The following is a 20,299-nucleotide window of genomic DNA, read 5'->3' as shown; positions in this document are numbered from 1 at the left end:
GTCCCTGGGTCGGCTACCCATGCCCGAACCCATCTCCCCAATCGCCGCAGGCCGCGCCCGCGGCGCCAGCATGCCCGCCGCGGCGGGCGACGTGGTCATCCCGGACGGGATAACCCGCGCAGCGTCGCGCGCCCAGTGGCTGCGCATCGTCGCCGCGCACCCGGACGCCGGCGGCCGCCGCGCCGACTGGCGTCGAGGCACCGACGCCGTCGTGTGGCAGCTGGCCACCCGCACGGCGCGGACCATGCTGACCGCGCCGGCAAAGGGCGCTACGTGGGCGATCATGGCCGCGGATGCTCGCGTGTCCCGGACCGTCCTGGCCGACCGCATCGCCTGGCTGCTCACCCGCGGTCTGCTCGTACGGGCCGTCGCCGGGTCGACGCCCCGTTACCGCCGCGGCACCCGGCAGGGACTCGACGACGACGGCCTCGGCAACCTCGCCGCCCAGTACGTCCTCACCGTGCCCGAGGCCCTCCTGCAGGATCTGGCCGACGAACTCGACCACTCCCCCGCGCTCATCCCCGCCGACGTCGGCGACGCACTGGAGGAGGTGCCGTGGCCTGTCGAAACGCTACCTGTGGATCAAACTCGGACCCCCTCACCCCCACCTGCTGATGTAGGAGATGAGACCTCCCGTAGCGCGGGCGCGCGCGAACGACCCGCGGCCCCGTCACCGGCGCAGCTGTGGCCGGCCGCCGTCACGCCGCGCACCAAGGCCGACATGCTCTCCGCGTGTGAGCGCCTGCGCGCCGACGATCCGCTGCTGGCCCAGCTGACGGCCCGGCACCTGCGCAGCCTCCTGCGGGCCGCGTTCACCTCCGGCGCCACCACCAGTGACATCCGGCACGCCATCAACCACCGCGTCGACGGGACGCAGCACCCGCACACGGACCGGCCGCGCTGGCTGCCGGCGTGGCTGCGGTCCCGGCTGGCCCACTGGCTCGGCGCGGACGGTCAGCCGGTCACGCCCTGGCCGTCGCAGGCACGCGCCCTGGCGGCCGCCCGCGACCGCGCCGAACAGCAGCACCGTAGCTCCAACCGGCAGGACGCCCTCGCCAGGCGAGCCGACGCCTCCGGGCATGCCGCCCACGCGCGAGCCCTACTGATAGCGGCGAGCCCGGCCGCGAAGCTCCGCATAGAGCGGGCCCTTGTGGCATGCCAGGACGAGAGAGCCCTGCCCTTCAGATCAGGATAGTTTCGCGCAGATCGGCGGCGGCCTTCGGGGCGACCTGGGCGATGGCATCGCCCAGTTGGCGAGCTTGCGTCATCAGGAGCGGCACCCTCAGTTGCGCGGGAACCGCAGTGATAGCGGCGCTGGCTACGGCTGCGGCCTGCCCAGCTTCACCCTTGCGGATCAGGTAGCGGCCCCGGTCCAGCAGGATGAGCGGCCGGTCCATGGGGTCGTCATGTGGGTAGGCAGCCAGCGCTTTGTCTTGCGCATCCCACGCGCCCTGCTGTCCGGTCAAGCTGAGGACCTGCGAGCTGTACATGGCCATTTCCGCCATGGGGAAGCCGAAGAACGGCTCGTCCCGCTGCTCTATGGTGAGCCGGTCGAACGTGGCGTGCGCGGTGTCGAGTTCGCGGGCCGCTTTCTCGCGCCGGCCAAGGCGGGCGTGGGCACGCGAGGCCAGCCCAGCCAGTTGAGCGGCTGGCGCGCTCGGGGCGTCGCCCAGCGTCGCGCGGGCACGGTCGGCGATAGTGATGACCATCTGCGGTGTGGGGCCGTAGAAGGCGCTCATCGCCTGAGCCATGGCGATCCAATAGCGTTGAGTGGTGTCGCCGGACAGATCGGCGTACCGCTTGGCGGTGTGCAGCCAGTCGCGGGCGGCTCGATCCTGCTCCAGGTCGGTGCTGGCGGCGCCGACGAGCCCGCACAGGCGCGAGGCAATCAGGTGGAGCTCACGCTGGTGGGGGTATCGGTCGGCGAAGTCCGCGATCTCGTCCAGATCGGGTCGAAGGGCCTGCAGCAGGGTCTGGGGCGGCATGGTGTCGTAGGAAGCGACATGTCCGGCTGTCACGTCGGCCCAGTGGTCGAGGTCTCCCGCGGGCAAGACACGGCGCAGCCCGGCCTCCGTGCGTGAGCGGGTGCTGTCCAGGCTCCAGACCATGGGCGCGGCGGCAGCGAGAGAGAAAAACTGGCGACGGTCCACATCGTCCTCCAGGTCGGGATCCGGTGCCTGTCCCATCAGAGTAACGATCGGGTCCTCATCCGCCAGCCCCAGTCTGTCCAGGGGGCAACGGAACCACAGCGCCAGATACCGGCGGTAGAACCTGCCGGGCATGCCGTGGCCGTTCTCCCAGCGGGAGTAGTGGGGGATGGAAGGGCTCCCTTCCGAGCAGGGCTGACCGTCGTCGGCCGCCAGCTTTCGACGACCGCCAGCGCGACCGCATGGTGGCTTATGTCACCGAGAAGTACGGCAGCGAGTACACCGCGCAGGTCAACACGTTCGGCACGATCAAGGCCAAGGCCGCAGTCAAGGACGCGAGCCGGATTCTCGGCTACCCGTTCGCTATGGGTGACAAGATCACCAAGGCGATGCCGCCGGACGTCATGGGCAAGGGCGTCCCGCTCGCCGACATCTTCAACGAGGATCACCCCCGCTACAACGAGGGCGCCGAGCTCCGCGCCCTGTACGAGAACGACCTGGACGTACGCAAGGTCATCGACGCCGGCTGCGGAGTCGAGGGCCTGATCCGCGGCACCGGCGTGCACGCCGCCGCGGTCATCCTGTCCTCGACTCCGCGGCCGGACCTGATCCCCATGCACAAGCGGGCCAAGGACGGCGTGGTGATCACCGGGTTCGACTACCCGTCCTGCGAGAACATGGGCCTGGTCAAGATGGACTTCCTGGGGCTGCGGAACCTGGGCATCATCGACCACGCCATCAAGATCATCGAACAGAACCGGGGCGTCAAACTCGACACCCTGACCCTGCCCCTCGACGACGAGACCACGTACAAGCTGCTGGCCCGCGGCGACACTCTGGGCGTGTTCCAGCTCGACGGCGGCCCCATGCGGTCGCTTCTCAAACTGATGGAGCCGACCCGATTCGAGGACATCGCCGCCGTGCTCGCCCTCTACCGGCCGGGTCCGATGGCAGCCAACGCGCACACCAACTACGCGCACCGCAAGAACGGCCGCCAGGACATCGACCCCATCCACCCGGAGTTGGAAAAGGCTTTGGAGCCGATCCTGGGCACAACCTTCCACCTGCTCGTCTACCAAGAGCAGATCATGGCCGTCGCCCGGGAACTGGCCGCCTACACCCTCGGTGGCGCCGACATGCTCCGCCGGGCCATGGGCAAGAAGAAGAAAGAGGTCCTGGACGCCGAGTGGGACAAGTTCTCAGCTGGTATGCAGGCCAACGGCTACTCGGATGAGGCCATCAAGGCGCTGTGGGATGTCATGGTGCCCTTCTCCGGCTACGCGTTCAACAAGTCCCACACTGCCGCCTACGGCCTCGTCGCCTACTGGACCGCCTACCTCAAGGCCAACTACTCCGCCGAATACATGGCCGCGCTGCTGACCTCCGTGGGGGATGACAAAGACAAGGCGGCCATCTATCTGGCCGAATGTCGCAAGATGGGCATTAAGGTACTCCCGCCCGACGTCAACGACTCCCAGCTCGACTTCGTCGCGGTCGGCGACACCCAGGTCCGGTTCGGGATGGGCGCGGTGCGCAACGTCGGGGAGAACATCGTCGAGGGCATCGTGAAGGACCGTGCGAAAAAGGGCACCTACAAGGACTTCAATGACTTCCTCGGCAAGGTGCCGTTGACGGTCTGCAACAAGCGGGTCATCGAATCGCTGATCAAGGCCGGAGCGTACGACTCCCTCGAACACCCACGCAGGGGTCTGCTCATGATTCACGAGCAGGCCGTCGAGTCCGTCACCGACATCAAGAAGAACGAGGCTCACGGCCAGGACTCGCTGTTCGGCGCCCTTGCCGGCGACGGCGACGACACGACGTTCTCCGTCACCATCCCCGAAGGCGAGTGGGACAAGAAGACCAAGCTCGACTTTGAGCGAGAGATGCTCGGCCTGTACGTCTCGGATCACCCACTGCGAGAGGAGCGCGTAACCGCCCGCTTGGTAGAAGAACTGCGCAACATCCTCAAAATGCACCCGGGGAAGGTGCCGGTCCACATCCACCTACGACGAGCCAGCGGCAAAATCGTAGTGGCGGCGTTGCCGGACTACTTCGTGGCCGCGGAATCATCGTTCGCCGGAGACATCAAGGCCCTCCATCTCCCTCTGAGCGGTGCGGCACGTCCGCGCCCGCGCGGGGAAATACTGGCCTGTATGACCGACCCCACCCCCACACCTTTCTCCCGCGTGAAGATCCGGACCGGCGCCCTGGTGTTCTGCGGCGACGATGTCGCGCTGATCCGCCGCGACCGCACCGGCTCCATCCATTACACGCTGCCGGGCGGAAACGTTCGGCATTCGGAGGCACTACTCGACGCGCTACGCCGGGAGCTCGACGAGGAACTCCGCCTCGACCTCGACGACGCGACCCCACCCGAACTGTGCTGGATACAAGATCAGATGGTCACTCGGCCCGGCCCCACCCCGCCACCACGGAAGATCCACATGATCTTCCGATGCCACATCACTACCGAGGTCAAGGGCCGGCTCGCCACCAACGAGTACGACAATCTCCCGGACGGCAGCCAGGAACTGGGCGTCATCGAATGGCCCGACTACCGCAAGGCCAAGGAGCTACCTCTGTTTCCCCTCATCGGTCCCGCGTTGACCGCGCTCCCGACTCCGCACTCGCCCATCGGAAACGCCTGGCTTCCCCCCGTCACGGACAGTAACTACACCTGGATATGAGCGGGCGGTCGTGCGGATCGAGTATCAGCCACTCGGGCGGGCCGAGCGTCGCGTACACCTCCTTCGGGAGCGATCGTTATCTGGAGTAGATGAGCGAACGCGCTGGTCAGGGGCTCGGGAAGGTGTAAGGCGCGTCAGCTACGTAGGAGTTCACCGAGTTGCGCTTCTCGGTCCTCGCGGGTGCGTTGGAGGGCTTGGCGGAGGCGTTCGGCGGGAACTTCGAACGACGCGAAGTGGTTGGGATTGCCGTACTGGTAGGGCCCGTACACCGGGGGCCGCCAGTCGCCGTCGACCATGCCCCCGCGCTGGAGCACGTCCCGGTCGAAGAACGGCACGGGTGCCCAGCGACCCCGGTCCGGCTGGTCCGGATCGCTCTCCCAGGCTTGCTCGCCGCTCATCTTGTCCTCGGCCCGTCCGGCAAGCTCCCAGTCCCGATAGGTGTCGGGGTGCCACCCGAGGGCGGCGGCGATCTGGACGCGGCTCTTGCCCACTCGCACGCGCAGATGCACGATCCGCTCTCCGTCGCGCAGGTCACACAGGTCGAGAGGTTCGGGCAAGCCGACCGCACGAGCCAGCCGCGGCAGGACCGGAGCGCGAGGGCGGCGGGTGCCGGCCAGGTAGAAGCTCACCGCCCGCTCCGACAGACCGGCAGGGGCCGCGATCTCCGCCACGGTCAACCCCTGCGTCTCCCGAACGGCGCGCAGGCGCAGGCAGTCGTAACCGTAGTCAGCCTCCGACACGGAACCTCCAGCAGATGACGGTGCGGGTCTTGTCGGACACCAGCGTGCCACGTTCCCATGAACAAACCGTGGGGACGGACGGTTCGACTGTTGCGCTGCGTACGCTTCCATCGTTTGTTCAGGGCGGAGTCTGGAGCACGGCACGTCCCTTACGTGGCCGACGTGACAGAAAACCCCTGGATATCCGTAAGCCACGTGCGCACCACCCCCACATGCCTTACGTGTCTGACACCTCACGACGACCTCAGAGTGCGTTCCGCGAGCTGATGTCCCTTTCGTCGTTGGCGTTGGGATAGGTCGGCTGTTCGAAGGCTCCCCGATCGGGCTATGGGCGCGGCTGGGTGAACAATCCCGGTTCGGTCTCGACGAGGATGCCGCGGCTGGCCAGGCGTTTGAGCTTGGCGCGGACGTTCTGGATGTTGTTCTGCATCAGGGGCAGGTCCATGGCCAGGGCCAGGTCACGGGCCCGCAGGGAGCCGTCGGCCTCGCCGAAGACGGTGAGAATCTGCTGGTAGGCGGGGTGATCGGGGAGAGCCGGCGGCGGCGCGACCGGTTCGGCCGGGACGGGACCCTCCTCGGCGAGGGAGATGAGGATCTTACGGCTGATCCGCAGGTGCTCGATCGCCTCGCTGAGTTCGCCCAGACGCGCGGTAAGAGTGTCGATCTCCGCCTGGGTCTGCTCGATCTGGCAGGTCAGGGAGTGCTCGCGGGCGTCGATCCGGTCCAGGAGCCAACTGCCGGGGTCGGACTGGCACACGTCGGGTCCGGTCATGTCCACCGCCATGACGGGGCCGTGCCACGGGTCAGGCGTCGGGACATCACATCCGTCATCGCCCAATACACCCGTGATTCGGAGCTGGCCGGAAGGTGCTCGTAGTCGCGGACCAGACGGCGGTGGAACATCAAGATGCCGTACGTCTGCTCGACGACCCATCTCTTCGGCTGGGGGGCGAACCCCTTGTCCGCGGGGTTACGCTGGACGATCTCCACGTCGATCCCCAGGTCGGCGCCATGCGCGACGACAGCGTTCTTGAATCCCTGGTCGACCAGCGCCTTGGTCACCGTGCCCTCGGTGCCGGCGGCAACCCGATCCAGCAGGGCGATCCCGGCGGTGTTCTCATGCGCCGAGGCGGCCAGCATGACCACGGCGATGACCAAGCCCAGCACGTCTACCGCCAGGCCCCGTTTTCTGCCCGGCACGCGCTTGGCGGCATCTTTTCCGGTGGTGGAGGCGGGGACCCCGGCCGCGACGTGGACGCTCTGAGTGTCCAGCACGACCAGGCTCGGGTCGGCTAATCGTTTCTTCTTCTCGCGCAGGTGCCAGCGCAGCAGGTCGTGGATCGTCTTGTCGGTGCCGTCGTCGCGCCACTTCGAAAAGTAGTAGTACGTCGCGCTCTTGGGCGGCAGGTCGTGCGGGAGATAGTCCCATTGGACGCCGGTCCGTCCCTGGTAGCGGATGGCGTTGACGATCTCGCGTAACTCGTAGTTGCCCTCGTGGCCGCTGACGGACGGGTGCGCGGCCTTCCACGCCGTGAGCACTGGCTCGAGCAACGCCCACTGCGCGTCGGTTAAGTCGCTGGGATATGGCTTGCGCTCAGTCACGCGGCTATCCCAGCACATCCGAACCCACCGACCGGCGGTAACGCTACAAATCCGTACGATCACACTGCGACATCACGGACAGATGCTCACGGAACGCCCTCTCAGATAACGATCTGCCCTCCTCCCCGGACGGAGCAGAGCTGCCACAATGGGTGCCGTGACGACCTCACCGCGCAATGGCGAGTTGAAGAGATACGCGAGGAGAGATGCGTTTAAGGCTGCGGTAGGGCCAAGGGCGGATCGTTCAAGACGACCGCCCGGTGAAGTGGATGCTCCCCGTCGAGGGTGAGTTGCAGGCCGTTCCTGCCGGGCAGGATCAGGGTCGGCTCACCCCCGACGCGTAGCTGCCGTTGAAGCCAGATCGCCTGAGCGATCCGGTAGCGCGCCGTGGCGTACGCGGCGTCGTAGTGCTGGACAATGGCGCACGCCGGACGCAGCGTGGCGGCGATGACGCGGATGTCGCGGGTCTGCAAATGCCAGCGGCAGGCCGCAGCCCGCTTTGGCGAGGCGTGAAGGTTGGTGCCGCCAACGTGGGCGATCACCAGCGCCGTCTCTGGCTGTAGCGCCGCAACAGCGTCGATGAGTCCATCGAAGAGGTTGGTGTCACCGGTGTACCAAATTCCGCCGCCGGGGGTGTCGAAGGCGAACCCGATCGCGGTCCGGGTCTGGTCGCCTTGTTCGTGGTGGAGGGCCGGAGTGGCATAGACGGTGAGGTCGGTGAGCTTCACCATCGGCTCTCCGTCGCCTTCGCCGTCAGGATGGGTGAGGGTGACGGCATCGACCCGCCCCATGTGGAAGGGAGAGAACGCGGCGAACTGCCGTATCACCGTGGTGTTGGCGGCCAGCAGTACCCGACCCCGTCGCCCCCTGGCGCTCATCGCACCTTCCAGGCAGGGAATGACGTCGGTGTAGTGGTCAGGGTGGAAGTGGGAAACCAGCACCGCGTCGACGTCGCCGAAGTCGAACCGTCCTTGACCGGCGAGTTGAAGCAGAAGACCGAGAGCGGCGGGCCCCGGGTCGACGATCACGCAGGTCTGCCGAGTCCGCACCAGCAACCCACCGGCGCCCCCGGCAAGCATCCCGTACCGGTGCCCCAGCGCGCCCAGCAGCGTCACCTCCATCGCGCCGGCCGCGACGGGACGCGCTGAGCCGAGCTGGGGCGGGTGAGCGTGCATCGCCTCATCGGCGGCGTCGGCCTCGGCGAGGATGGCCAGCAACTCCTCCTCGCTGGCTGCGCTCAACCGCTCGGTGATGTCGTCGAATTCGTTGGTAAGGCCGTTGTGGTGCATCAGCGCCCCCGCCTCGTCGGTGAATCCGGCCTCGCGCGTAGGGGCCCGACGTACGGTTACCTGTACCAGGTGACACGGAAATTATTGACAGCGCCGCATCAACAGTGATCTGCGGGTTTACCCATCGCGTTGGCATCGAGTATCCCGGGTCGATCCCCCGCTGGCTTGGAGGCTTTCCTTCAAGCTGGTGGAGCTTTGCGAACTCCTGCCTGGGCCTGACCGGACCACGCGGTGAAGTCGAGGAAGTTCTCGGACCATGGGCGAGGTTCGCGCCTGCTACATCCTGCTGATTGGCGGAAACCTCGCCGATGGCGGCGTCTGGCAGCTTCCTTGCTTACGGGGCCGCGCTGCGCCTCCGGCGGAAAGCGGCGGAGCGGGAGGATCCGCTATGTGCGATCACGCCCTGGGCAGTTCGGCCATCTCCTGGCGGAACCGCGCGACCACAGCCGCGCCAGGGTAGTCACGCTCCAACGTGGCCTGGAGACTTGCGCTGCGTGTCACGATCGCTGCGGCATGGCGTGGAGTCGCGATCGCCTCCAAGCCATGAACCACTGCCTGCTCTGGGTCTCCCAGCCGAGCACACGCGATGCCCAGGTCCAGCGCGGTGATCGCCCGTCTCGTCGGCGAGATGTGGGGGTTCTGCTCATACACCTCCATCGCTTGCGATGCGAACGTGCGGGCCTGCCCGGCGTCGCCCAGCCACAGACAGGAGGTCGCGGCCACCGACCACACCCGGACCGCGTCCGCGCTGAACAGGCCCACGGAGTGCGGCGCGTGCCGCTCCGCCAGGCCGCGCAGCACCGTCAACGTTTCCGACGCCGGACCGGCATGGCCCAGCCGGGCGTGCGCCCGAGCCACTTGCCCCGTCAGCCGTGTCTGCGCGGCGCTCCCGGCCGGCGCCAATGCTGCGCCCGCCTGTGCAGCGCGCAGCGCCTGGTCCGGCTGGTCGTCGTACAGCCACGTCGTCGCCTCGGCATCCCATGCCCACGCGACCGCCTCCGGATGGTCGGCCTCATCGGCGTGGTGGCGGGCATCCGCGGCGTAAGTCAGCGCCGTCCGCGCCTGCCCACGGTCGTGCGCGGCCCACGCCAGCACCAGCGACAGCCAGGCTGCGGAGACGTACAGTTCGCGGCGCTGCTTCAGCGTCATGCGGTGCCGGAGCAGCAGTTCGGCGACGTGACGGCGGTCACCCAGCGCGGAATCCCACAGCTTGTCGGCGCTGTAGCGGGCGTAATGCCTTCCGTACTCGGCGATCACCCGTTGCAGGTGCGTGAGGCTGCTCAATCCGAGGTCGGTTTCCTCGCTACGACGGGTCAGCTCCCGCGCCTCGAACTCCGCGTTGGCCAGCAGCCCAGGAGCTAGGAGAGCAGCCGCGCCCAGCCGGAGAGCATCACGGCGATTCGTACGATCACCCCCTGAGCATGGCGTGTAGTCGGCGGCGAACCCAAGCTGCACCGGGCTGGTCCTGAACAAGCGGGCCAGCCGATCCTGGTAGTCGGCGTCAGGCTGCTTGCCGTTCTCCCAGCGCCGCCAAGCCCGTTCGTCAACTCCCCGAGCCGGCAGCTCTGCCGCCTCAGCGACAGCAGCCAGCTGCGTGACCGCCTCCGGGACGCTCCATCCTCGCGCGAGCCGGGCACTCTTGAGCAGGCTGTGACCGCAACAGGCGTGGATGTCCTGGGCAACGTCGTTGAGGAGTTGGGAGGGCACCTCCTCGCCGTAACCAGCTGCCGCGCGGGCGCGGATCTGTTGAACGTGAGTTTCATGAGGCTGCGACACTGCGTCTCCCGCGAGGATGTTCAGGAGTCTCGCACCTTCACTCTCTCCCTAGCTGTCGCGCCAGGCAAGGGCACGGCGTGCCCTTGCCCCGGACCGTAGGTGTCCTTGGCCAGGGCGTCAATTGCCACTGGCGACAACATCTCGTGCCAGCGGACAGTCAAGGCCGACAGAGGGGAAGCCGAATGGCAGACGCCGCAAAGCCCGACTACTTCAACGACCCGCCGCCGCGCCGCATCGGTACCCTCGCGCTGCTGGAGCGCAACGGCGAGTTCGTCATCATCAGCCGCTCGTACTGGACCGAGGTGTCACGCTGGGGGCTTCCGGGTGGCACCGCAGACGCCAACGAGCTCCCGAGGCGGGCGTTCAGCCGTCTCATCGCCGAGAAGCTGGGGTTGCGCGTCACCGCCGGCGCGCTGCTCGCCGTCGACCACTCGCCGGCGTGGCCCGGCCGGTTCCACGAAGGCGTCAACTTCGTCTACCACGTGCCGCTGCCCAGCGACGTGGACGTCGCCGTGACCGATGGCTGCGGCTACGTCGAGGCTCGATGGGTCAACCAGGAGACGGTCCGGGAACTGGTCATCGACCACGAGCTGGCCCGCATCCTGCAGTGCCTGCAGGCGCTGCAGGCCGGCACCACGAGAGAACTCCTCGTCGGCCTGCCCATGATGATCTAGCGATCCCCACCTCCCACACCCGCAAGGAGGAACCACCATGTTTCTGCCCTACTCCGTCATCGAGCAGCTCACCCCGCAGCAGGTGACGACCTGGGATCAGCACTTCGCCGGAGACCGCCACGAGCGGGCCCGCTCGATCGAGGAAGGCATCTGGCGCCGCACCCAGGAACCCGCCAACGCCGCCCTGTCCGGCTGGGACACCGACAGCCAGGGTCGGCGCCGCGTCGTCCACTACCGCTACCAGTACGGGCTGGACTGGACTTTCCCCGTCCCCCGCCTGGTGTTATCGGATCTGTACCTGTCCCACTCGATCACCTCCCCCAAGGCCGAGATCGACGTCTACCTCAAGAGCCTCGACGTCTGGCTGCGCGCCGGCGGCTGGCGCAAGAAGCCGGACGGGTACTGGAGCAAGGGCGACCTGCGCTTCACCGTGACCGACTACGACGAGCATCCACAGGACGAGCGGGCCGGCCGCGACACCCCGGACGGATTCCGGTCGGTGGACGTCTGTTTCATCTCGGACGGCTACGAGGTTCCACGCGTCGTCCGCAACCTGCCCTGGGACGTGCTCGCGGGCGGCATCCGAGTCAAGGAACAGCGCGGCGAGCCCGCGTTCGCGCCGGACCTGTCCGAGCTGCTCGACTACCTGCCGTTCCAGGTCGAGGTCGGATGCGGCACCAGCATCGAGGCGAACATCCCGCCGCTGCACTTCCTGCACGAGGTCTACCGGGTGACCGCCCGCAAGGACAACTCGCTCACCCAGGCGCACGCCTTCACCATGACCCCGGAGACGGACACGCTGGTGCAGGAGATGCTGCTCGGAGCGCAGGACAAGGCCGCCGATCTGGTGCGCATGTTCAAGGCGTGCTTCCTCGCCGAGCCGACGCCCGCCCACCACGCCCTGAAGGCGCTGCACGACGCCGGCGTGTTCGTCGGCCCGGTCATCACGCACAACTTCGACGTCCTGTCCGCACGGGCCGGGCTGGAGGAGGCGTTCGTGCGGCGCTACGACCAGAAGATCCCGCCGGTGCCGCTCCTGGATGAGGCCAAGGCGCTGCTCGTGGTCGGGCTGCACGCCGACCGGCGCGCGGTCCAGGCCCGCGCCCGCGACAAGGGCATGAAGATCTTCTTCGTGGACCCGGAGGGGCTCATGGAGAACGGCGCCTTCAAGGAGTACCCGATCGAGGGGGCCCGCGAGGGCGACGTCATCGTCCGCCAGGCCGCCATCCCTGCCCTGACCCGGCTGTGCGGGCTGCTGGACCTCAAGGTCGGCTCGACTTCCTGAAGGGTGCCGGTTCGCGGTTGCCGTTCGGGATAGCTTCTTGGGGCGCACATGACTGTGCGCCCCACACGACAATCGGACGAACAGGATCATGATGCGCATTTCCGTGATCGGCTGCGGCCACCTCGGCGCTCCCCATGCCGCCGCGATGGCCGAACTCGGCCACGAAGTGATCGGTGTGGAACTGGACCCGGACAAGTGCAAGGTGCTGGCCACCGGTGTCGCTCCCTTCTACGAGGCGGGCTTCGCCGAGCTCCTCGCCGCGCACACCGCCACCGGCCGGCTCCGCTTCACCGCCGACCTGGCCGAGGCCGCCGACTTCGCGGACCTGCACTTCATCGCGGTCGGCACCCCGCTGCGGGCGGACGGGAGCGGCTACGACACCTCCCAGGTAGCCGGCGCGATCGACGCGCTCCTGCCGCTGCTACCTCCCCGGCCCGTCACGATCGTCGGCAAGAGCACGGTCACGGTCGGCACCGTGGCGCAGCTCCAGCAGATCATCAACGACTACGCGCCCGCCACACGCGTGGACCTGGTGTGGAACCCGGAGTTTCTACGCGAGGGTCACGCCGTACAGGACTCGCTGTACCCGGACCGGATCGTGGCCGGACTCTCCTCGCCAGAGGCGCGGGCAGCGATCGAGGAGGTGTACGCGCCGATCCTCGCCCGCGGCGGCGTGGAGCTGATCATCACCGATCCGGCCACGGCCGAGGTGCTCAAGAGCGCGGCGAACGCGTTCCTGACCACGAAGATCTCCTTCATCAACGCCATGGCGGAGGTGTGCGAGATCACCGGCGCCGACGTCAACACGGTCGCCTACGGGATCGGCATCGACAAGCGGATCGGGCACGGCGGGATGCGGCCGGGCATCGGCTACGGCGGCGGCTGCCTGCCCAAGGACGTGGCCGCGTTCACCCACCGCGTCGGCCAGCTCGGCGCGCACGACGCACACGGGCTGCTGACGGCCGTGGAGCAGGTCAACGCCGGCCGGGCCAAGGCCGCGGTGGAACTGGTCGAGAAGGCCAACGGCGGCCCGATCAACGGCCACACGATCGCCTTCCTCGGCGCCGCGTTCAAGGCCGGCACCTCCGACGTGCGTGACTCGCCCGCACTCCGCCTGGCAGCAGGGCTGGTCGAGCACGGCGCGGTGCCGGTCATCTACGACCCCGAAGCCCTGGACGCGGCCCGCAAGCTGCACCCCGAGTTCATCTACGCCGACTCCCTCGACCAGGCCCTGCAGGCGGCCGACCTCGTCGTGATCGGCACGGAGTGGCAGGAGTTCACCCACGATCCGGGCCTGCCCGTCGAGGCGGCCGAGCTGGTGCGCCGCAAGGTGCTCGTAGACGTTCGCAACGCCGTCGCGGCGGGCCCATGGCTCATCGCCGGGTGGGAGGTCTGGCAGCTCGGCCGCCAACCTCAGCGCCCGGCCTACCCGACACACCAAACTCACGGCTTGGAGGAAACACATGGACATGGACACGATGTGGACCCAGATCTGCGCCCTGCGTGAGCGCGACGAGCGCCGCAGCCACGCGCCCGACCCCACCACGGAACTCCTGCTCGTGACCAAGGTGTCCGAGGAGGCGAACGAGGCCGCCGAACTGTACCGGCGCTCCAAGGGCTGGAGCACGGACGGCCCCGTCACGGCGACACTCCCCGAAGTCCGAGACGAGCTGTGCGCGGCCATCATGGCGGGCATGGTGGCGCTCGACCGGATCTCGCCGAACGCCAGTGCTGGCGCGCACTGGTCCCAGTACCTGGCATACGGCTACGAGCGGGCCCGCGCCGAGAACAGTCGCGCGGCCGCAGTCTGAATTCCGCCTCCACGCAGGCTCGGGTAGGGAAGCTCCATGTTTCCCGACGCTAGGGCGTGCGTGGAGGGCCGTGGGGTCCGAGGATCGTCGACTTGGGCGGGCCGGGCTTCCAGGTCGGCGATCATCTGGGCGAGCAGGTTGTTGTTCTCGTGCCGGACCACCTGCGGGCCGACCTTGTCGATGCGACCCTTATCTGGAGTTGTTAAGCGAAGTAGCTGGTCAGCCGCTTGAAGACCGTTAAGCCACCGTGAGGCAAGTAGGTTGGCTGGTTTCCGCCAACGAGTCCTGGCCCCTATTTGGCGATCTTCGACATCTTGATCACCAGTGTGTTTGGCCCCACTCTGAGGACAGGTGTTGAGCGGCAAAGTGGGTGACCTGTGCGCGTTGCAGCCTTGCAGTCAGAGCTAGAGGGGTGGCAGGCGGGCGGCCTTCATGAGGCAATCAAGTTGTGCGAGCGGCAGAAGGCCGAGTTGCTGGTGCTGCCCGAGTGCTACTTCGGCGGCATGCGCTCTGCCCGGCCTGCTGCGGACGCGGTTGCGATGACGGCGCCTTACCCGGATTTGGTCGCGGCGTTTCGGGATTGCCCTGCGCACCTGACGGTGGTGGCTGGCTTCACCGAGCGAGCTGCCGACGGGCTTGTCGTCCGTGGTGGTGGCGCCGTGGTTGATCTCCAGGTACGCGGCGCGGCGGGCCCTGCGTGTTCCACTGCTCGATGTTGGGGTCGCCCTTGATCGACTCGAAGTCGGGCGGCGTCATGCGGCCGATCAGGTCGATGTCGCCCTTCTTCAGGCCCGCGATCGCCGCCTGCGGGTTGTCGTAGAAGATGAACTGCAGCTCATCGATCTTGGGCTTGCCCAGCCAGTAGTCGGGGTTGGCCTTGAGCTTGACGTACTGGTCCTTCTTCTGCTCGACCGCGATGTACGGCCCGCTGCCCACGGCCGGGTAGACGTCGGCCTCGATCGCAGCCAGTGCGGCATTACAAGCGATCAGAGGCCAAGCCAAGGCGGTGTCCCGCGTGGGAGAGATACCACTGCTTTGCGTCAGCGTGAACCAGGCTCTCCCGTACCCCGAATCTCTGACACTGCCGCTCAGCATGGGTAACCTCGCTGCGGTGACCACCGACGCCCTGCTGCCCGACGCCGCCCGCCTGCGAGCCACCATGGTGGCCGCACTCAAGGAAGGCGCCTGGATCCGTTCCCCATGGGTCGAAGCGGCCTTCGCGAGGGTGCCGCGCGAGAGGTTCGCTCCCGAGGCACCGCTCGCCGCGGCATATTCGGCCCAGGACGCCGTCGTCACCAAGCGCGGCCAGGACGGCAGGGCGACAAGCTCGATCAGCGCCCCCTGGCTTCAAGCCAACATGCTCGAAGCTGCCGACCTCCGCCCGGGCGCGAAGGTCTTGGAGATTGGAAGTGGTGGTTATAACGCCGCCCTCCTCGCCGAGATCGTCGGCCCCGATGGGCTGGTGGTGACCGTCGACATCGATTCGTTCGTCACCGAACGGGCCGCCCGCTTCCTCGCCGAGACCGGCTACGCCCATGTCAAGGTCGTCCTCGGCGATGCCGAGCATGCCGCCGATGAACACACGCCACAAGGCGGCTTCGACGCCATCATTGTCACCGTCGGCGTCTATGACGTGCCCTGGGGACATCTCCTGGCCCCGGGCGGCCGGATGATCGTGCCGCTGCGCTTTTCCACGATCAGCCGGTCCTTCACCTTCGTTCGCGACGGCGACCACTTTCTCGGGCTGAACCCCACGGTGTGCGGCTTCGTACCCGTCCAAGGAGCTGGCAAGCTCCCTGATCAAGAGCCCGTCCTCGCGAACGGAGCCGTCCGGCTGACGCTGGAAAACGGTTCACCGCTCGATGTCGCCGGCCTCGAACAGGCGCTGGCCGGCGATCGCACCGAGTTGTGGACCGGCGTCACGGCCGGTCGGGGGGAGCCGTTCGACTCCATGCACCTGTGGATCGCGACCGTGGACGACCGATTCGGCATGTTCTGGCAGGACCCGGACCGCGACTGCGGCATTCCCCGGCCTGCCATGCGGTGGTACTGCCCCATGCTCATCACCCGCGACAGCTTCGCCTACCTCACCATCCGGACCCCGCGCAACGGCGAGGCCGCTGAACAGCGCTGGGAATTCGGCACCTGCGGATACGGCCGCGCTGGTGCCGAACTCGCCCACCGACTTTACGACCATGTGCAGACCTGGGACCGCCACTGGCGAGATCACCCCCTGCCCACGTTCACCCTCCACTCCGCCGACGCTGCCCCGCCAGCGCCTGCCGTGGGCCGCATCTTCCGCAAACGTCTCACGCAACTGGTCATGACCTGGCACTGACCAACGCGTGGATGCAGGACGGCTCCTGCCGGGGTGCGGCTCGCCCTCCGGGGACATTTCCGGACGGTTCACCTTTCCCGCGATTGAAGAGTTGACCAGATCGTACTGTCGGCGTCTGTGACGCGAACAAGCCTCCGTCAATCAGCCTCGTCTCGTGGCTGCCACGCCACCGGCCGACGTGGAGCCTGGTGCTGGAACGGCGGGTTCTGCGCCCGGCCGGACGAGCTCGGCGGCGCGCCGCCGAGCCTGCGCACCAGCAGCGACCCGATGACGGACGCTGGCATCGTCCAGGCCGAGCACCGGCCTGGACCCAGTGTGGGTGATGCCCAGGTCTTCTGACTCCCCGCGCTAGTAGGGTTCAAGCCTGCGGGTACGCACGAGTCCACAAGGAGCCAATGCCGTGGCCGACACCTTCGTTCACCTGCACGTTCATACCGAATATTCGATGTTGGACGGGGCTGCGAAGAACGGAACACTGATCGCTGAGGTGCAGCGGCAGGGCATGCCCGCCGTGGCCATGTCTGACCACGGCAACATGCACGGCGCCTACGACTTCTACCGGCAGGCGACGGCCGCCGGCGTCAAGCCCGTGATCGGCATCGAAGCGTACGTCGCGCCTGAATCGCGGTACAACAAGAAGCCCGTGCTGTGGGGTGAGCCCCACCAGAAGCCCGACGACGTCTCCGCAGGGGGCTTCTACACGCACATGACGATGTGGGCGCGTAACAAGACGGGCTTGCACAACCTGATGCGGCTGTCCTCCCGCGCCTACACCGAGGGATTCGTCCGCAAGTGGGCCCGGATGGACGCCGAGCTCATCGCCGAGCACGCCGACGGGCTGATGGCGACGACCGGCTGCCCGTCGGGCGAGGTGCAGACCAGGCTCAGGCTCGGGCAATACGATCAGGCGCTGGCGGCGGCGGCGAAATACCAGGAGATCTTCGGCCGAGACAACTTCTACCTGGAGATCATGGACCATGGCCTCGACATCGAGCGGCGGGTCCGCGAAGGGCTGACCCGCATCAGCAAAGACCTTGCCATCCCGCCGCTGGTCACCAACGACTCCCACTACACCTACGAGTCCGACGCCGCTTCCCACGACGCGCTGCTGTGCATCCAGACGGGTAAGCAGCTGTCCGACCCCGACCGGTTCCGGTTCGACGGCAGCGGCTACTACATCAAGTCGGCGCAGGAGATGCGCGCCATCGACTCCTCCGAGCTGTGGGCCGAGGGCTGTCGCAACACGCTGCTGGTGGCCGAGAAGGTCGACCCGGCGGGATTCTTCGAGTTCAAGAACCTGATGCCGACCTACCCGATCCCCGAGGGGATGACCGAGAGCGAGTTCTTCCGTGCGGCGGTGTGGGAGGGCATGGATCGCCGCTGGCCGGAGGGCTACGACGAGGAACACCGCAAACAGGCGGAATACGAGATGGGGATCATCGAGCAGATGGGCTTCCCCAGCTACTTCCTGGTGGTCGCCGACTTCATCATGTGGGCCAAGGACAACGGTATCAAGGTCGGGCCGGGCCGCGGCTCCGCAGCCGGGTCGCTGGTGGCGTACGCGATGGGCATCACCGACCTCGACCCGTTGGCGCACGGCCTGATCTTCGAGCGGTTCCTCAACCCCGAGCGCGTCTCCATGCCCGACGTCGACATCGACTTCGACGACCGCAGGCGAGCCGACGTGATCCGCTACGTGACCGAGAAGTGGGGCGCCGACAAGGTCTCCATGATCGCTACGTTCGGCACCATCAAGGCGAAGGCCGCCATCAAGGACGCCGGCCGCGTTCTCGGCTATCCATACGCGCTGGGCGACAAGGTGTCCAAGGCGTTCCCACCCGCCGTCATGGGCAAGGACATTCCGCTGTCCGGCATCTTCGACGAGGATCACCCCCGCTACGGCGAGGCGGGCGAGCTGCGCAGCCTGTATGCGGAAAACCCCGACGTCAAGGCGATGATGGACCTTGGGAAGGGGCTGGAGGGCCTGATCAGGCAGACCGGCGTGCACGCCGCCGGCGTCATCATGTCGTCGGAGGTGCTGACCGACTACATCCCGATCATGCGCCGCAACTCCGACGGCGCGATCATCACGCAGTTCGACTATCCGACCTGCGAGTCGCTCGGCCTGCTGAAGATGGACTTCCTCGGCCTGCGCAACCTCACGATCATGGACGACTGCCTGAAAATGATCGAGGCGACCACGGGTGAGGATATCGAGCTGCTCAAGCTGCCGCTCGACGATCGCGCGAGTTACGAACTGCTCGGCAGGGGCGACACGCTCGGCGTCTTCCAGCTCGACGGCGGCGGCATGCGGTCGCTGCTGCGGCTGATGCGCCCCGACAACTTCGAGGACATCTCCGCCGCCCTGGCGCTCTACCGGCCGGGCCCGATGGGCGCCAACTCGCACACCAACTACGCGCTGCGCAAGACCGGCCAGCAGGACATCACGCCGATCCACCCGGAACTCCTGGAGCCGCTGAAGGAGATCCTCGACACGACCTACGGCCTGATCGTCTATCAGGAGCAGGTCATGGCCATCGCTCAGAAGGTCGCCGGGTTCTCGCTCGGACGGGCCGACCTGCTGCGGCGCGCGATGGGCAAGAAGAAGAAGTCCGAGCTGGACAAGCAGTTCGAGACCTTCGAGCGCGGCATGCTGGACAACGGCTTCTCGGCCGAGGCGATCAAGGCGCTGTGGGACATCCTGCTGCCGTTCTCCGACTACGCCTTCAACAAGGCCCACACCGCTGCCTATGGCCTCATCGCCTACTGGACCGCCTACCTCAAGGCCAACCACCCGGCCGCCTACATGGCGGCGCTGCTGTCCTCGGTGAAGGACGACAAGGACAAGTCGGCCCTCTACCTCAACGAGTGCCGGCGCATGGGCATCAAGGTGTTCCCGCCGGACGTCAACGACTCCGACTTCGACTTCACCCCGCGCGGCACCGACATCCGCTTCGGCCTGTCAGCAGTCCGCAACGTGGGCGGCAACGTCGTCGACGGCATCATCGCCGCGCGCAAGGAAAAGGGCCGCTTCGCCGACTTCAAGGACTTCCTGCGCAAGGTGCCCGCGATCGTCTGCAACAAGCGGGTGATCGAGTCGCTGGTCAAGGCGGGGGCGTTCGACTCGCTCGGGCACGTGCGCAAGGGGCTGGTCATGGTGCACGAGCAGGCCGTCGACGACATCATCGATATCAAGAAGAACGAGGCCATCGGCCAGGACTCCCTGTTCGGCGGGGCCGACGGCGGCGAAGACCTGACGTTCGACGTGCAGGTCCCGGCGGGCGAGTGGGACAAGAAGACCCTGTTGCAGTTCGAGCGGGAGATGCTCGGACTGTACGTGTCCGACCATCCGCTGGCCGGCGCCGAACGTCTCCTGGCCCGCAACCGAAGCACCACGATCGCCGACCTCCTCGAAAACGGCCAAGACCGCACCGATACCAAGGTGTGCGGGCTCATCACCAAGGTCGACAAGAGAGTCAACAAAGCCGGAAACGTGTGGGCGATCCTCGTTGTCGAGGACATGGACAGTGCTGTCGAATGCCTGTTCTTCCCTAAGAACTACGAGCTGTACGCGCCGGAACTGCGGGAAGACGCCGTCGTGTCGGTCAGCGGAATGGTCAATATCCGGGACGAGGCCATCTCAATCTTCGCCAACGACCTGACCCCGATCGATGTCTCCGGCGTCTCCAGCGACACCGGCCACCCGATCACGCTCACGTTGCGGGAGGAGCGCATCACCGCGGCCCTGCTGGAGGATCTGCGGAACATCCTCAAGACGCACCAGGGCACCGTGCCCCTGCGGATCAACGTGCGCCGGCCGACGGGAAAGACCGTGGTGTGCGCGGTGCCGGACTACCCGGTCAGGGCGGATCCGTCCTTCGCTGGCGATGTGAAGGCATTGCTGGGCCCGGAGGCAATCAGTTTGTGAGCGGCGCCACGCCCGTAGG

Annotated in this window: 16 protein-coding genes and 1 pseudogene; 10 read left to right on the top strand and 7 right to left on the bottom strand. The window is 67.2% G+C overall.

What is annotated here, in order from left to right; genetic code table 11:
* The first annotated feature begins 19 nt into the window (after positions 1-19).
* Positions 20-1,195 carry a hypothetical protein gene (locus AB0F17_RS54170; protein WP_358041188.1) on the top strand — a complete coding sequence of 392 codons (1,176 nt, stop codon included), beginning with the start codon at positions 20-22 and terminating at the stop codon, positions 1,193-1,195.
* Here AB0F17_RS54170 and AB0F17_RS54165 read toward each other — a convergent pair.
* Complete coding sequence (locus tag AB0F17_RS54165; RefSeq protein WP_358041185.1) at positions 1,182-2,282, bottom strand: hypothetical protein; 1,101 nt, start codon at positions 2,280-2,282, stop codon at positions 1,182-1,184. The two genes, AB0F17_RS54170 and AB0F17_RS54165, sit on opposite strands and share 14 nt — an antisense overlap.
* Before the next feature lie 83 nt (positions 2,283-2,365).
* Between AB0F17_RS54165 and dnaE (AB0F17_RS54160) the strand changes: the two are divergent.
* Together dnaE (AB0F17_RS54160) and AB0F17_RS54155 are read left to right on the top strand one after the other, a co-directional pair.
* Positions 2,366-4,090 (top strand): annotated as a pseudogene (dnaE, locus tag AB0F17_RS54160) (DNA polymerase III subunit alpha); the annotation flags it as partial.
* Between the two features lie 30 nt (positions 4,091-4,120).
* The gene (locus AB0F17_RS54155) at positions 4,121-4,837 is read left to right on the top strand and encodes an NUDIX domain-containing protein (RefSeq protein ID WP_358041286.1); all 717 of its coding nucleotides are present in this window, start codon (positions 4,121-4,123) and stop codon (positions 4,835-4,837) included.
* A 134-nt stretch (positions 4,838-4,971) separates the two neighbouring features.
* Here the strand turns inward: AB0F17_RS54155 and AB0F17_RS54150 are convergent, their stop codons facing one another.
* From AB0F17_RS54150 to AB0F17_RS54130, 5 genes are all read right to left on the bottom strand, one after another.
* The gene (locus AB0F17_RS54150) at positions 4,972-5,577 is read right to left on the bottom strand and encodes a helix-turn-helix transcriptional regulator (protein WP_358041182.1); all 606 of its coding nucleotides are present in this window, start codon (positions 5,575-5,577) and stop codon (positions 4,972-4,974) included.
* Positions 5,578-5,902: 325 nt separating this feature from the next.
* Positions 5,903-6,349: a hypothetical protein gene (locus AB0F17_RS54145; protein WP_358041179.1), complete on the bottom strand. Its 447-nt coding sequence runs from the start codon at positions 6,347-6,349 to the stop codon at positions 5,903-5,905.
* Positions 6,346-7,179: an IS5 family transposase gene (locus AB0F17_RS54140; protein ID WP_358041176.1), complete on the bottom strand. Its 834-nt coding sequence runs from the start codon at positions 7,177-7,179 to the stop codon at positions 6,346-6,348. Before AB0F17_RS54140 ends, AB0F17_RS54145 begins: the two co-directional genes overlap by 4 nt.
* A gap of 212 nt (positions 7,180-7,391) precedes the next feature.
* Entirely contained in the window at positions 7,392-8,468 is a 1,077-nt protein-coding gene (locus AB0F17_RS54135) for an MBL fold metallo-hydrolase (protein ID WP_358041173.1), read from the bottom strand.
* Positions 8,469-8,864: 396 nt separating this feature from the next.
* Positions 8,865-10,175: a hypothetical protein gene (locus AB0F17_RS54130; protein ID WP_358041170.1), complete on the bottom strand. Its 1,311-nt coding sequence runs from the start codon at positions 10,173-10,175 to the stop codon at positions 8,865-8,867.
* Positions 10,176-10,426: 251 nt separating this feature from the next.
* On the opposite strand from AB0F17_RS54130, the gene AB0F17_RS54125 reads away from it, so the two are divergent.
* The 4 genes from AB0F17_RS54125 (at position 10,427) to AB0F17_RS54110 (ending at position 14,014) form a co-directional block, all read left to right on the top strand.
* Complete coding sequence (locus AB0F17_RS54125; RefSeq protein WP_358041167.1) at positions 10,427-10,918, top strand: NUDIX domain-containing protein; 492 nt, start codon at positions 10,427-10,429, stop codon at positions 10,916-10,918.
* Positions 10,919-10,955: 37 nt separating this feature from the next.
* Positions 10,956-12,203: a hypothetical protein gene (locus AB0F17_RS54120; protein ID WP_358041164.1), complete on the top strand. Its 1,248-nt coding sequence runs from the start codon at positions 10,956-10,958 to the stop codon at positions 12,201-12,203.
* 88 nt (positions 12,204-12,291) lie between these two features.
* Positions 12,292-13,710: a UDP-glucose/GDP-mannose dehydrogenase family protein gene (locus AB0F17_RS54115; RefSeq protein WP_358041161.1), complete on the top strand. Its 1,419-nt coding sequence runs from the start codon at positions 12,292-12,294 to the stop codon at positions 13,708-13,710.
* Complete coding sequence (locus tag AB0F17_RS54110) at positions 13,667-14,014, top strand: hypothetical protein (protein ID WP_358041158.1); 348 nt, start codon at positions 13,667-13,669, stop codon at positions 14,012-14,014. The genes AB0F17_RS54115 and AB0F17_RS54110 overlap by 44 nt, the downstream gene beginning before the upstream one ends.
* Positions 14,015-14,626: 612 nt before the next feature.
* Here AB0F17_RS54110 and AB0F17_RS54105 read toward each other — a convergent pair.
* Positions 14,627-15,016 carry an ABC transporter substrate-binding protein gene (locus AB0F17_RS54105; protein ID WP_358041156.1) on the bottom strand — a complete coding sequence of 130 codons (390 nt, stop codon included), beginning with the start codon at positions 15,014-15,016 and terminating at the stop codon, positions 14,627-14,629.
* A 109-nt stretch (positions 15,017-15,125) separates the two neighbouring features.
* On the opposite strand from AB0F17_RS54105, the gene fxlM reads away from it, so the two are divergent.
* The 3 genes from fxlM to dnaE (AB0F17_RS54090) all read left to right on the top strand — a co-directional run bounded on the left by fxlM (position 15,126) and on the right by dnaE (AB0F17_RS54090) (position 20,280).
* The gene (gene fxlM, locus AB0F17_RS54100; protein WP_358041153.1) at positions 15,126-16,352 is read left to right on the top strand and encodes a methyltransferase, FxLD system; all 1,227 of its coding nucleotides are present in this window, start codon (positions 15,126-15,128) and stop codon (positions 16,350-16,352) included.
* Positions 16,353-16,469: 117 nt separating this feature from the next.
* Positions 16,470-16,691: a hypothetical protein gene (locus AB0F17_RS54095; protein ID WP_358041150.1), complete on the top strand. Its 222-nt coding sequence runs from the start codon at positions 16,470-16,472 to the stop codon at positions 16,689-16,691.
* 61 nt (positions 16,692-16,752) lie between these two features.
* A complete protein-coding gene (gene dnaE, locus AB0F17_RS54090) occupies positions 16,753-20,280 on the top strand; it encodes a DNA polymerase III subunit alpha (RefSeq protein ID WP_358041149.1) in 3,528 nt (1,175 codons plus the stop codon).
* Positions 20,281-20,299: the final 19 nt, after the last annotated feature.

Origin of the sequence: Nonomuraea sp. NPDC026600 (genome assembly GCF_040638335.1) — a bacterium.
Classification (GTDB): domain Bacteria; phylum Actinomycetota; class Actinomycetes; order Streptosporangiales; family Streptosporangiaceae; genus Nonomuraea.
This window is presented reverse-complemented; position numbering and strand designations above follow the sequence as displayed.